General features: G+C 58.0%; 7 protein-coding genes. 2 read left to right on the top strand and 5 right to left on the bottom strand.

Features of this window, described 5'->3' with window-relative positions:
* Position 1 precedes the first annotated feature (1 nt).
* Together GO308_RS04790 and GO308_RS04785 are read left to right on the top strand one after the other, a co-directional pair.
* A complete protein-coding gene (locus tag GO308_RS04790; RefSeq protein ID WP_240884149.1) occupies positions 2–1,438 on the top strand; it encodes a conjugal transfer protein TraH in 1,437 nt (478 codons plus the stop codon).
* 33 nt (positions 1,439–1,471) lie between these two features.
* Entirely contained in the window at positions 1,472–4,174 is a 2,703-nt protein-coding gene (locus GO308_RS04785; RefSeq protein ID WP_240884147.1) for a conjugal transfer protein TraG N-terminal domain-containing protein, read from the top strand.
* A 293-nt stretch (positions 4,175–4,467) separates the two neighbouring features.
* Here the strand turns inward: GO308_RS04785 and GO308_RS04780 are convergent, their stop codons facing one another.
* The 5 genes from GO308_RS04780 to GO308_RS04760 are packed head-to-tail and all read right to left on the bottom strand — an operon-like array spanning position 4,468 to position 14,560.
* Positions 4,468–6,264, bottom strand: coding sequence for an AAA domain-containing protein (locus GO308_RS04780; RefSeq protein ID WP_240884146.1), 1,797 nt, complete (start codon positions 6,262–6,264; stop codon positions 4,468–4,470).
* Positions 6,265–6,275: 11 nt separating this feature from the next.
* Positions 6,276–6,992, bottom strand: coding sequence for a hypothetical protein (locus tag GO308_RS04775; protein ID WP_240884144.1), 717 nt, complete (start codon positions 6,990–6,992; stop codon positions 6,276–6,278).
* On the bottom strand, positions 6,982–8,985 hold the full coding sequence (pglZ, locus tag GO308_RS04770; protein WP_240884142.1) for a BREX-3 system phosphatase PglZ: 2,004 nt from the start codon (positions 8,983–8,985) through the stop codon (positions 6,982–6,984). The genes GO308_RS04775 and pglZ overlap by 11 nt, the downstream gene beginning before the upstream one ends.
* The gene (locus GO308_RS04765; RefSeq protein WP_240884141.1) at positions 8,982–11,795 is read right to left on the bottom strand and encodes a helicase-related protein; all 2,814 of its coding nucleotides are present in this window, start codon (positions 11,793–11,795) and stop codon (positions 8,982–8,984) included. Before GO308_RS04765 ends, pglZ begins: the two co-directional genes overlap by 4 nt.
* Positions 11,792–14,560, bottom strand: coding sequence for a DNA methyltransferase (locus GO308_RS04760; RefSeq protein WP_240884139.1), 2,769 nt, complete (start codon positions 14,558–14,560; stop codon positions 11,792–11,794). Before GO308_RS04760 ends, GO308_RS04765 begins: the two co-directional genes overlap by 4 nt.
* Positions 14,561–14,574: the final 14 nt, after the last annotated feature.

Raw genomic sequence — 14,574 nt, 5'->3', positions numbered from 1 at the left:
GATGAAAAGAGCCGTCGCTGCGCTTCTTGCAGCCGCCCTCCCCTTCGCCCTCCCTCTGTCTGGCGCATCGGCCGACGTCGGCAGTTCGATGGACTCGTTCCTGAACGACGTCGGGGGCGCTGCCAACGTCAACGGACCGACCGCGTTCCAGGGGCAATCTGCCGGCTATTACAGCCTCGGCAATGTCTGGACGCGGTTCCCGCAGAAGACCACCAACATCGCCAATCTACAGCTGCCGCGCGCCCGCGCCGGTTGCGGCGGCATCGACATCTTTGCCGGGTCCTTCAGCTTCATCAACGCGAGCGAGATCGTCGCGATGCTGAAGGCAGTCGCGAACAACGCTGTCGGTTTTGCCTTCAGCCTGGCGATCGACACGGTCTGCCCGGAGTGCTCGAAGATCATGCAGGAGTTCAGCCAGAAGGCTCAGCTCATGAACAACCTCAACATCAACTCCTGCGAAATGGCGCAGGGTCTGGTGGGCGGGATTTGGCCGAAGGGCGACCTTGCCGACAAGGCGATCTGCGAAGCGATCGGCAACTCCGAAGGGATCTTCACCGACTATGCCGCGGCCAAGCATGGGTGCGGCACCCGGGGGCAGCGATCGAGCACGACCGCGCAAGGCTCGGGCAAGTATGACGACGTCAATCCCGGGGTGCCGCGAAACTACACCTGGACGATCCTCAAGAAGTCGGCGTTCTTCTCGCCAGGCGGCCGGTTCGACGAAGAGCTCGCCGAATATGCGATGACGCTGCTCGGCACGATAATTTACGTGCCCCCAAAGGACGATGAGCCGGGCAAGTTCGTGCCAATCGTCGGCGAAGCCTCGTCCACCCTCGTGACTTCGCTGCTGGATGGCACGGCGAATGGCAATGTCCTCATTTTCGACTGCGACGAGCCGGAAAAGTGCCTCAACCCGGGCTTCAAGTCGCTGAGCCTGCCGGCATCGAAAGCGCTGCGGCCGCGCGTGGCTGCGCTCATCGGCGGTATGGTTCAGGCCATCCGGGACGACACCGCGATCAGCGAAGAGCAAAAGGAACTGCTGCAAGTCGCGTCTATCCCGCTCTACAAGATCCTGACCGTCCAGGCGGCCTATGGCCGGGGCATGCCGACCGACGACCGGGAGACCCTGGCCGAGATCGCCAGTGTCGACCTGTTGTTTGCCGTGCTCGACCGGATCGTGAGCGAGGCGGGCCGCTCGATGTCGAGCTTCATCGGGGCCGACGAAGCCAAGATCGCGATGTGGCAGAATCAGGTCAGTGTCGTGCGTCAGGCGCTCGCTGACCGGCAGGCCAACACGCACCTCAAGGTCAATGCGGTGCTGCAGATCATCGAGAAGACGGCGTTCATCGAGAACGTACTGGCCGCCTCGATGTCGCCCGGAATGGCCGCATCGCTGGACTGGTCGCGCGGCGTCCAGAACCGCGCCCTCACCCACTGACCGGACCAACCACATCCAGGCGGGACAACAGACATGGTCGAGATTTTCACGGTCGGCGGCGGGGACTATCTGGTCAACGTCTTCCAGGCGGTCGCCGCCTGGACCGGCAACGGGGGCTACAAGAGCCTGCTCCAGGTGGTGATGGTAATGGGGCTTGGCCTGTCTGCCATCACCCTCGCGTTCAATCAGGACTGGCGCGCCTGGATAAACTGGTTCCTAGGCGCAACGCTCATCTACTCCTGCCTCATGGTGCCGCGGCTCGATGTCCATGTGACCGACCGGCTCAATCCGAGCCTTGCCCCGGCCAATGTCAGCAACGTGCCGCTGGGCTTGGCCTTGATGGCGAGCTTTACCAGCCAGGTCGGCGACTATCTGACGGGCTCGGCAGAAGTGGTGTTCGGCCTGCCTGGGGATCTCAACTATTCGAAAAACGGGATGATCTACGGCGCGCGGCTCTACGATGCGACCCGGTCCTTGCGGATTTCCGATCCGGAGTTTGCTGCCAATCTCGACGAGCATTTCCGGCAATGCGTGTTCTACGACGTGCTGCTCGGCCGCTACTCGATGAAGGAGCTCGCGGAAACAGGCGACATCTGGGCGACGATCGCGCCGGGAAGCCAGGCGCGCGCGCAGCGGTTCCTGACCCGGGATACCGCTTCGGGCCAGGTGAGCTCGAACATCGTGACCTGCCGCGAGGCCTACGACACGCTCAATGCGCAGTGGGCCGGCCTCGTCGATGCGATGGGATCGGTGTTTGGCCGCCAGCTTTACCCCAACCAGACGGCCGCGCTCGCCAAGGCGAAGCTCTTTGCCGACCTGCCGGTGGCCTATCAGTACCTGACCGGCGTCTCGGCCAACGCGACCGAAATCTTCAAGCAGACGCTGACTATCAATGCGATGAGCCAAGCCATGCATTCGATGTCCGGCACCAGCGGCGCGGGCAATGTCGACGTCTACGCGCAGACCCGCGCCGACATTCAGACCGAGCGGACCTATGGCTCGATTGCGAGCAACGCCATGAAGTGGGTCCCACTCCTGAACGTCGTGCTGACCGTGCTGTTCTATGCGCTATTTCCGGTGCTCTTCCCGCTCTTCCTGCTCCCCAAGACGGGACCTGTCGCACTCAAGGGCTACGTGACAGGCTTCTTCTATCTCGCGGCCTGGGGGCCGCTGTTCGTGATCCTCCACATGATGCTGATGTACAAGGGTGCGGCCGACATGAGCGCGGTCACGGGCAGCAACGGCCTCAGCCTGGCGAGCTTTACCGGAATGGCCGACGTCAACAGCGATATCGGTCTGCTGGCCGGCTATCTCATCGCATCGGTGCCGTTCCTGGCAGGCGGTGTGGCCAAGGGCGCCATGGCGATTTCTCACCACGCCACGAGCTACCTCAACCCGAGCCAGAACGCGGCCGAGGAAGCGGCCCGGGAGGCGAGTACCGGCAACGTCTCGCTCGGCAACACCAGCTTCGAAAACTCGAGCGTCCTAACCCGCCAATTCGCACAAGGCACGATCGCGCCGAGCTTCACTTACGGCGCGCCGCAGACGCGGACCTTCAGCGAAACCGGGGCAATGACCACGACCTTTCCGGACGGCAGCTACGACCAGATCCCGACTTCCAACTATCCCTTCACGCCGACGCTGGGCCAGGAGTTCACGGCGCGCCTTTCGACGATGGCATCGCAGGCCCGCGCCAACAGCGAGACTTATGCGAATGTCGCAACGGAATCGACCGCCAGCGCTGTCACGAAGTTCCGCGAGCTGAGAAACCAGTTCAGCCGCGGCGCGTCCTTTGAGAGCGCAACCGGCACCTCGAACTCCGACAGTATCCAGACCGCCTTCAGCGAGGTCGATCAGGCATCGACCAATCTGCAGCGGCAGTTCGGGCTGTCGCGCAGGGCCGCCGATGACATCTCTACCGCCTGGTTCCTGGGTGGCGAGGCGGGCGCCAAAGCGGGCATTTCAAATGGAGTAGCTTCGGCCAACGTCGGCCTGAAGGGCGGTGGGACACGCACATGGACAGACAGCGACATCGGCATCGCGTCCGAAGACCGTTCCCGGATCTTTGGGAGCCTGTCCCAGATGTCTGACAGCCGCAATTGGTCGAGCACCCGCGATGGGTTCGTTCGCTCAGTCAGTACCTCATCAAGCTCGTCGATCTCGAGCACCGCGAGCGGCATGAACGCATCTCTGACAGAAGCCCAGAGCTTCACAATCGAGGCTCGTCGGGCCGAGGAGCTTGCCAATCGTCTCGAGAGTCAGGCGTCTTTCTTCGAAGGAAACAGCGCTGCAGGCAGCCTCAATTTGTCCCAAGCCTACCGCGAATGGGGTCTCGCCGAGATCGAAAGCAACCGCGATTTCTATGGCAATGCGCGGTTCGACGATGTCACTTTCCAGCTCAGCCCGGAAGGCCAAGCATTGCAGGCAAAGTTCATCGAAAGCTATGCCGAGCAGCTTCGCGACGGGATCGACGGTCGCCTCGTACTCGTCCCCGGACAGCCCGTATCCCGTCCGGCAGTCTCTGGCGCAGGATCGGTGCGCCGCCGAGCACAAACCGGCGGCGGAGGTTCCGGTTCAGTACCACGGGTGGGCGCCGGCGGTCTCCATGACGAGGTGCAAAGGGCTCAGGCGGCCGGTGGCCAGAAGATTACCGGCTCTAGGGGACGTCTGGACGCGATCACCAAGGGAGCCCAAGGTGCCAGTGCAGAAGCAGCGGATGATGTGAAGGAGTGGTGACCTGCAACGGTCACCACAGTCCGAAAGACGCGCCAGCCAAGTACGAAAAACCAGCTGCAATGACGACTAGGACCGCTATCGTGAGACTGCGCGCCCAAGGATCGGCCCAGGACTTCTTGATCCGATACTCCATTAGGCGATTGTCACGGATAGCTTCGCTCACTTCCGCAAGCCCCGACCAAGGCGATGCAGCATCAACTCCATCGGGAGTCGGCTTTTCAGGGTTGCGATTTTCCATGGCCTTGCATTCCAATGTTGGAAGAGCTTGGATGAGAACATAACAAGATCGACAGTCAATTTGCAAGTGACGAGAACGTAAATGGACGGGCGAATTTGCCAGCCGTCTGGAAGGATTTGCTCGCGATCTTGTGTAACAGTCCTAAAGCAGGATTGCTGAGATCGTCGCGAACGAAGGGCACGATTACGTGTGCTTTTGCACGAGAAACCGCCACATTGATGAGCCTTTCGCCATCTCGGCCTAGCAAAAAATTTGATGTTCCATCGACCGGATCAAAGATCACGAGGGTCCGCTCGCTTCCTTGCGCTCGGTGGACGGTACTGACTGAAATTTCGGGATGCCTTCGTCTAAGAAAATTGCGGATCAGCGTACGCTGAGCTCGAAAAGGCGTCAGAACCATAATGTCCTCCGCATCGACGTACGAGCCAGCCAGATTATCGATAATGATTTCGATGAGCTTGGCCGACTGAAAGCGGATAAAGCCACCGTAGCTTTGCGAATACGTTGCTGGTTCGGAGACCTGATCGAAGCAAACCCTCGGGATCTCGCGCCCATTCACAAAAAAGGGACTGCGCTGCTTCTTCCAATCCGGATCAGCCATCGCCTTCCGACAGACCTTAAGCTCGCCGCTATAGAATGTCGTGCTTACCGCCTGGCAAATTCCAACTGCCATTCGAGATTGCTCATTCAGCATGGTCGTTGGCGTATGCGCGAACAGATCGAATGCCGTTTTCCCGAGAAGGGCCTTTTCGCCCGCCCCAGCGCTTTGAACGATCGGCGACAGCTGACATGGATCACCAGCAAAGATGGTCTGCTGCCCCATTGCCGGGACCATGAGGGCGGCCGGTCCAATTACCTGGCTCGCCTCGTCGCAGATCACAAAATGCCAAGGTCCTGCGGTGTGTAGGGTGTCGTGCCAAGTGATCGCCGAGGAAATGGTAGTCGCCACAAGTCTGGCTTCGGACGCGACGGCCGAGATATCCGCGCCCAGCTCCTTGCGGAGTGCGCTCAATTTATCCTTCCATCTGATGTGCTCACCGACTTTGCTCTTCGGAGGTTCGGATGCCTCAAGGAGCAGGAATTCCGTACTCTTTTCGGCAATACCTGGTGCGAGCAGGTGTGGACGATTTACAAACTTCCGTGGGTCAAAATAGGCGCCTACCCGTTTGGCAGTTTTCGCGATGGCTGGCTTGTCTATACGCCCAAGCCAATCGTCTATGGAAAGCAGTGCCGTGTCCACGGCGACATTCGTTGGCCCCACCAGGAGAATGCGAGATTTCGGAAATCTCTTGAGCAGGTAGGCGCCCAACGCGCCAATCGTATAGGTCTTGCCAGTTCCCGGCGGACCGATTGTGATTGAGCACCGATATGCCGAGTTCTGGACGGCTTCCACTTGCCTTTGACGGAGGTCTGAGAAGCGATCGCCAAGCGGAAGAATTGGCTGGAGCGGTGCTGTATCTTCTTTCGTCTGGCGCAGTCTTTTGGCTGCCAGCGCGCCCATTTCACCGGCCCACATGTCGATCAGCGGTCCAAGGAAATCGCCCGGAAATAGCCAGATTTGACTTCCGATCGCGGGTATCCCGCCTGCTGCGACCTGAATCACGATCCTGTCGTTATCGCTATCGACAAGCTTGATTATGCCTCCAGCTTCAAGCTCGTCGCCCCACTTGGCCCTGACACCTTCCAAGGCATCATCGACGACAACTCGGCGCTGTCCTTTGACCGACCGCACGCCCAAAACAAGGTAACCGTCGTCCCAATCCGCAGACGCAACTTCGACCCTGCCACCCTTCTGAACGAAGGTTCGTTCCGCTTCCAATGCACCTTGGATTGCAGCACGAGTAATCGCCATCGAACAAAACCTTACACCAATGCGACAATGCGATTGCTGGCGCTGTCTACTCGGATAGCGAACCTTTCATCTTGGCTGAGGTTATAGCCCAGTCGATCGCTGAAACTGAACGGGAATAGCGCAGGGCTCGTCGCCACCGTGTTGATGGACATTCCTCGGCCAGCGTGCCTTAGAGCAGCCTCTACCAACCATAGCTCCAGCTCTGGCGTCAGAGAGATGGGCTTGTGCCTTGCCGTGATGATTTTCCCTTGGTTCATCCGGTTGATCGCGCCCCAGTCGGCCTGAGATTGGAGCACCATGTTTGTCATGCGGCGAGTTCCCTCGCGCTCACCATAGACCTCAGCCATGCGCCGATGCACTTCGGCTGACGAGCATTCGCCCTGTAAGCGCAGCAGTCTGCCAACAATTTCGGCAACCGCTCCGAAAAATGGATATGTCGCAATGGCCATGCCCCAGGTCAGTGCCGCCACCGATGCGCTGGGGTCAGACTTGTAGATTGCCACAGCGCGATCAGATAGCGTTGCGAGTTCCGATCTCGGCTCTAACCAAAGCCGGTTCAACACTGTGCGTGTCTTCTTCTTAGCCGCGATGCCTGTATGGCTTGCGTCGATCAGGTCTCTCAGCTCTTCTAAAGTTTCAAAGCCGGACCGCACACGCAGCGCGGCGCGAGCCCAATCCAACTGGATATACCTGTCAAAACCGATTTGGGGCGAGGTGTCACTTATCATTGCTCGAACTCTTTGGCGTAATGCGGACGAAGGGGACGATGAGCTCTTCAACGGACATTCCGCCATGAGCGACTAGGCGATCCCCTACCCCTGTGAAGGCACCTCTCCCCTTTGGATAAACAGGTAGAAAATCGACGGGGAGTCCCGGTAGGTCAAACTTGAAGGTATCAAGTTCGGCGGGTATCGAGGATGCCAGATCGGCGCTCCGATAGACCCTGACCCGCTCGCCCTTTATTTCGGATAGAACGCCCTGGCTCAGCCGGCCAATCCCTGTCGCATCGACGTTTCCGTGATCCGATGTGAGGAAAATCTCGAAGCCTCGATCGAGCAGCAGCGTCATCAGCTGCTCCACGAAACCGGTATCACACCAATCGTCAATCTGACTGGCGATGCCTCGCTTACCCAGAGTTGCACCGTGAACGATCTCATCGACCATATCGACGACGATTCCGGCGATCTTGATGTTAGGGCTGCTAACCGCATCAGCAACCCGCGACAGGTCCTCGCGCCGCTTGACGCCCTTGAGATAGACGACTTCACTCTTGCGAAGCCCGGCATCTTGCCAGAACTTGGCCCACAATGTCGGCTCTGCGGCTGTGCTTTCTATCGTTCCTGCGAACTCTCGTGGCCTGAGCCCCGAAAACACCGTTTGACGTGAGACCGAAGTTAAACTCGGCAACCACGCAAAGCAGGCTCCTTCATCAATCTCGATGGATGACAACTTCTCCGTCAGGCGCCCACGGATCTTGCACCACTGATCGATCGCCAGTCCGTCGAATAGGAGCAATGCCTGGCGCGCGCTGCTACCGTTGCGGCGATAACTGAGATGCCGGGGGACGTGATGTAGCATGGCCGGCGCTTTTGACGCGGGAAGCGAAGGCAAGTCAGCGAAGTGCCGAATGAGCCAGCCATGGAAACGATCGTCAGCTGATTGCTGAAGCCTCTCAATTTGAGGTGAAACATCATCCCCGAGCGATCCAGGAAGCTCGAAAAACTTGCACAGGAGTTCGCCCATACGCTGCGCAAACGAAAGCCATTCACGATGGTGGGCATCCTCTTCGGGCAGGTCTTCTGCAAGCGCAGTAGCGCTTTCAGCAATAAACTGAGCCTGGCCTTGGACGTCCTTCTTGATGCCGACTTGAACCCACGCAGGCGCGTGCCCCGAAACGGCATCGCCCGCAACCGGCTCAAGACATCCCTCCAAGAACAGGGAGTCTACCACCATGCGAATGTCTGGATGATCGAACGGAATAGCCATTCTGGAATCGGAGCCGTCTTCTTGGTTTTCAGAGGCTACTGACGTGACGCCGAACGATTGCAGGTAGGTCAGCCAGGCCGATTGAGCCGCTTTCAAAGCAAATGCTCTGTCTCCAACCAGTTCCTTGATTGGAAGATGAGACAGCCTCTCCCGTGATTGCAGGATCGCAGCCATCCTGTCGGCGAGAACAGGTGGCAAGCTCCAGCCTCGAAGGTGCAATCGGAGTACCTCACGCCAGAAAGTCACCTCATCGTCGATCAGTACCGGGACGATCTTGAAGACATGCGTCAGAATGAAGTCGCTCGTCGCTGCATCGCCTAATGTCTGAGACGCATAGGCTTTCTGAGCATCAAACAGCTTGTCGTAATAATTTGGATCGATCTGGCGCAACACTGCACTACTGAGCTTGTCGAAGAGATCAGCCAAACCGAGCCTGACGATCCGCGCTTGCCGGATGTAGTCCCAAGGCAAAATGTCGCTCTGATTAGATGAGAGATGTAGGATTAGCGCGGGGCTTGGAGGATCTCTCCCTTCGTCCCATGCGGCCCGATAGGTCTCTTCATAGTATGCCCTGAAGACGATCGGGTCGTCGAATGAGACGAGTTCAAACCCGCGATCACGCAAGGATTGGAGAACGTGCTCATCCAACAGCACGACATCGGGGTCGCAGGCGACCCAGAAACGCGAGAGATCTGCGGGGAACTCCTGCAGGATACGGTCGGTCCAAGCACTCATGGCATAACCAATCCAGGCGCACCGACACGCAACATCAGGACGGCGTTCAAGTCAGGCGAATATGCTTCGGCTGCATCGAGCTGCGCCATGCGCGCATCATGATCGGCGCGTAGGCGCTTGCGGCGGTAATCCCGGACTGTCTGCAGTCCGACCCGACCGATCCCTTGGTGCCGTGCCTCATAGGCATATTTGGCACGTTCACGATCTTCCTGAAGGCGAGCGCGATGTTCCTCCGTTAGCTCGCCAAAGATCCGTTCGCCGTGAGTGAGAGCAGCATTTCTCGAGGCTTCAAAAAGTTCGCTGGCATCACTTGCCTCAGCAATACCGGCGCTTTCGATATGTTCCGTCAAGAGGAGATCCCAAATCCGCTTGGCGGTGGGCAGGAACGTTCGACCTTCATCATTCACGAAGACGGAGAGGAAGCGCCGCCGACTGAAATCATCGGCAGACAGGCTGATCTCCCAAAGCGACCACACTCCCCGCACGCTGTCCGGAAGCCCGGTGATGCGGACGATAGACACAGGCTGACCGGAAACGCATCGTGGCAGCTCGCTGATCAGCGCCCGAGCGCGTGGATCTTCAAGCGTCACCCATTCGGTGTCGGGTCGCGCTTCGGCCGTCGTTGCATCGAAGCAAACACTGGCAGACTCACTCCCATCAGCCCAGCGCACTCGCCATACATCGGCTTCTTTGACTGCCTCTCCACCCCGCGCAGGCAGCCCGGTGGTGATGGCACGCTCGAGCCAGAACTGTGCTGGATGGTCTCTCCATTTGCGAGCATCGTCGGGATCAAGCTGGTGCCCATCCGACAGGAGCTCGCTACTCTTCTGGCCTTCTGCAATCGTTGTTCGAAGCTGTGCTACAAGGGCATCACACTCGCCCTCGATATCTTCCGGGTGCTGCAACCCATGGACGAACAACTCGTCAAAAAGTGGCTCTGCCTCGATGGAATCCATCACGTCGGACGCCTTATCGACGCCGAACTCCTCGGCAATAACCGCGAGCTTCGTTTCCAGGACCTCGCGAACGCGATGCTCGACTGTATCTTCAAGGACGAAGTTAATCGCGCGCACGACATGCGGTTGTCCGATACGATCAACGCGGCCGATGCGCTGCTCGACCCGCATGGGATTCCAAGGCATATCAAAGTTCACGATGACGTGGCAGAATTGAAGGTTCAATCCTTCGCCGCCAGCGTCCGTTGAGATCAGCACGCGAACGTCTCGGGAGAACGACAGTTGAGCCCGGCCGCGCGCTTCGAGATCCATGCTCCCGTTCAACGTGGCGACCGAAAAGCCGCGACTTTCGAGGAATTCTGAGAGCATTGCCTGCGTGGGAACGAACTCGGTGAAGACCAGCACCTTCAGCTCAGGATCGTTCTCTTCCTGTTGAAGCCTGTAGATCAGCTCCAGCAGCGCCTCTGCCTTTGCGTCCGTTCCCTGCGCCTCCGTGGCACGAGCTAAGTCGAGCAGCGTATCGACCTCGGCCTTCTCCATCTCCCAGCCATGGGTCTGGATGGCCAGATCCACCTGGGTTTGCCCGTCCAGCTCAGCCCACTCGTTAACGTCGGCAGTTTCGAACAAGGTTGGCTGTAGCTGAGGCTGGTCCAGCAAGGCTTGGCGTTTTTCGAGAGTCGCCCGAATAGCGGCAGTGCTGGACGTCACGAGCCTTTGCATCAGGATCATCAAGAAGCCGATGTGCCGCTGTTTAGCGGCCAATGCCTGATTGTAGCCGTGGCGGACATAGTCGGTGACGGCCTCGTAGAGCTTCTGCTGGCTCGCATGACGGTCCTGCCATGCCACGGGGTGGAGGCGCGTCATGCGCGGCTTGAAGAGCGGCTTGCCGTCGGCATCGATTGCAGCGCGCTTCTCAGTACGTACGACGAATGGGCGCACTCGCTCGCTGGAAACGCTGCTCTCGTCCGGAAAAGAGTCGCGGTCGAGTAGTTGCATCAGTCGATGGAACTGGTCAGTCTTGCCTTGGTGCGGGGTTGCAGACAGCAGCAGCAGATAGGGCGCTGCTTCTGCGAGCGCTGCGCCCAATTTGTAGCGCGCAACCTGGTCTGTGCTGCCACCCATGCGGTGGGCTTCATCAATTATAACCAGATCCCAGGATGCAGAAATCAGGTCCTCGAAGCGCTCCCGATTGTAGGTGCTGAGCTGATCCAGACTCCAGCCTCGCCGGCCTTCGAGCGGTTTGACGGAGTCGAGCGAGCAGATCACCTGATCATGCAGCCGCCAAAGATTTTCCTCGTCGCTTCGCCATTGGCGGAAGGAAGAAAGCTCGGCTGGCTCGATGTACTGGAGGTGCTCACCGAAATGCAGACGCATTTCAGCTTGCCACTGCCTGATCAGCCCCTTGGGAGCCACGACAAGTATCCGCCGTGCCATTCCCCGAAGTTTCAATTCGCGCAGGACAAGACCGGCCTCGATAGTTTTGCCGAGCCCAACCTCGTCGGCGAACAGATACCGGATCCTGTCGCGGCTCATTGCCCGGTTCAGGGCGTATAGCTGATGCGGCAACGGAACGACGCTTGACTGGATGGGCGCTAGAAGGAGGTTGTCCTCCAGAGCATCCAGCAACTTCGCTGCTGCGGCGGTGTGCAGAATCTGATTGACCGTCGGCTGGACGGCGTCGAGCGCTACAAGATCGGTCGATCGGGCGCGAACGACAGCATCCTTGCCGGGTAGCCAAACCCGATAGGCGGTTGCGCCCCAGATCTCCTCCCGGTCAACGACACGGCAGGGCTCGGCATGTCGTTCATGCCAACACCAATCGCCGATGCCATGTCCACCGCCCACATGGTTCACGCACTAGCCTCCATGCGGGTGAGTGCCTGATCGTACCAGAGAAGCAGCTTCTCGTCCTCCTGCAGCGCTTCTTCAGGGATCTTTTGGGCGATGCCAATAATGGTCTTATAATCCTTTGCCCCCCAGGCCGTCTTGAAGCCTGCGCGGAGCACCTCGAGCCGAAACTCCTTGAGCTTGCGGCCAGCCGCAGACTTGTAGCTCTCGAATTCCTTCAGCAGCGACCGCTCGCGTTTCTGTTCCAGATCCTTCGCCTTGCTCGGGTCGGGCGCATACCAGCGGTCCTTCGCCTTAGCCTTCAGTCGCGGGTCGTCCTTCTCCAGACCACGCAAATCCTTAAAGTTTGTAGACAGATAGCTGTGGATCTGGCTCGGCACGTCGCCGTTGCCATCGTAGCGCAGGAAATTGTCGGCAAGCAGCGCCGAGAGCTCCGGCCTTTCTTCGTGTTTCCGCCAACCGGCACCGATCTGGGTGGTGAACTCAGGATGCACTTCCTGATAAGTCGACGGGCGCTTCCGCAGCAAGTCCATCAACCAGTCAATGGCCGAACGTTCGTCGGAGACGAACAACTCCATCTGTGGCGGCTGCTCAGCTTGAGCACGCTTTCTGTCGTATTCAGCAACCTGCTCCGGCAGGAACACCATGCCGTCACGTTCCGGAAAACGGCTGCGCAGCCCATCGAGGAACTCTTCGGTGGAGAGCGGTACAGGGAAGTCGTGGCGGACGAACCAGGCGACCATCCTGTCGTAGATGCGGCGAGGATCGCGTTCCACGACCATCTCAAGGACGCCGTTCTTGATCTTGGATACCGGTAGCTGACGCAGATGGGTCTGGACGAAATCCCATGCGGATTCTGGCGCGGCACCGTGTTCCGACAGCCTCTTCTCCAACCCGCCGTTCGGCTTGTAAGCGGAGATGACCAAATCCTGCTTGACCGCGTTAGGAGATACCAGCTGCTGAAAGCTTCCCTGCTTCTTATCCAGCGCATTCACTTCGGCAACAACGAAACCAGCTTGCTGGAGGCCAACTTGAATTGAGTTCCACACCGCCGCTCGGCTATTAGAAAATACCACAGTCATCCATCGACCAGGCTTAAGGACGCGGAAATACTCTCGGAATGCCTGAGTCATGAGATGCTGATATTCTGCTACCGCCTTCTCCCTAACTCGATCTACGATTGCTTCAGGGGTGGGATCTGTAGTGACACCATGCCACGACTCAACAAGAACATTCAGATCAGCATAATAAATATTCTCGCCAAATGGCGGGTCTGTAAACACATAGTCTATGCTGTTATCGGAAACAGGCAGAGCAGTCGCTGAACCCGTGGTTACTGCAGCATTTCCCCTTATCGGATGATACTTTTCGAACGCCGAGACCAGCCGCTTGAGCTTGCCATCTAGAATGTACCAAGGACTACATTCTGAGATTTGAGATGCGACGTAGAATACTCCACTAAGATACTGATTAACTTGAGAAAAATGCGTTGGCGTGTATCTTGCAAGAATAGACATTCCCCAGATTGCCTGCTCAACCATAAATATGAGGATAGCTCTAATTCGAGGGTCAGTATGCTCTTGAGCCAGCCGCCAGAGTTCGCTCATGCCGTGTGCTGCACGCGGCAAGTACATATGATGAATAGCCTCGGTGCGCGTCGTCCGCATCCGACCAACTCGAGTCATTTGGCAATCAGGAAGAAAGTTAGTTGGCATTTGAACGGGCAACTGAATTTCAGCAATTCGAGACAGCAGTTCAATGTCCCTCTTGTCGGGCTTTTTCTCGTAGATCTGTTTTCCGATCTTATAGACAATGAGCGATGGGACTCGCTTTGGACGCTGTGCTACCGTACCGTTAGCTGGATCAATGAAACTTTCAAAAACGAGCTCCATCTGCTCCTTTGTGGCTTCAGCTCCACAGTGAGGGCAACCTATCGTCTTGGAGACCTTCTTCGTTTCTACGTCTAACGCGGATTCTGTAAAAACGATCTCGCCAGCGCAGGCATGACAACTAAATGCGTCACTCCAGACGGTATATTGAATCTTCGCCTCGGTTCGTCCGTCGCTATGCAGCGTACGGTACATCCAGCCTATCTTCTGGTCGACTTCCTTAAGCAGCCGACCCCCTTCTTTCTCGAAAACTTCAACATCAAATGGAATATTATAATTTGCTCCAATAAACGTCGCTGCCGGCGAAAGGTCATTTAAGATTACTCGCCTTGCGCCCCACTTGGGCGCGGCCATGCCCGCCTTCTTCCACTCCATCTCCACCTGATGTCGATAGGTGGCCGGGGCCGAACCGCACCACTGTGCGGCCACACCTGTCATCCCCGATCCCGCAAAGCCGTCCAGCACAACGTCCCCCGGTTCCGTAAAGTGTAGGATCGATGGCACGATGGCGAGATGTGGAACTTTTGTGTGGTAGGAGTGAGCTTTGTAAAGCGCATCTGTTTTGCCAACCGACACGTCGATCGCCATTGGCTCGCGCGTGTAGTCCTGGCTTGGGTCGTAAACCTTGCCGTGATGTTTCACGAAATCGACGAGCCAAGGATTAGGGCATGCCGTGTAGTAAGGCGGGTCAGACATCGCGAGGATCGCTTCGTCCGATCCTCGCGGAAAGCCTTCCTGCTGTCTGAACGACGGGTCTTTTAGCTTCTCAGCCAGCAGCCCAAGGAAGTATTCCCGCCGAGCGCCCTCACTTGGGAAGGTCATGCCAAGGCACTCAACCGTTTCGCCCTTCTTCTCGCGGTCCATCTTCAATTGGTCGCTCATCAGTTCGTATCTCC

Source organism: Sphingomonas sp. SFZ2018-12, from assembly GCF_022496715.1.
Lineage (GTDB): Bacteria > Pseudomonadota > Alphaproteobacteria > Sphingomonadales > Sphingomonadaceae > Sphingomonas.
Note: the sequence above shows the minus strand (reverse complement) of the source record. Positions and strands in the feature narration are given on the sequence as shown.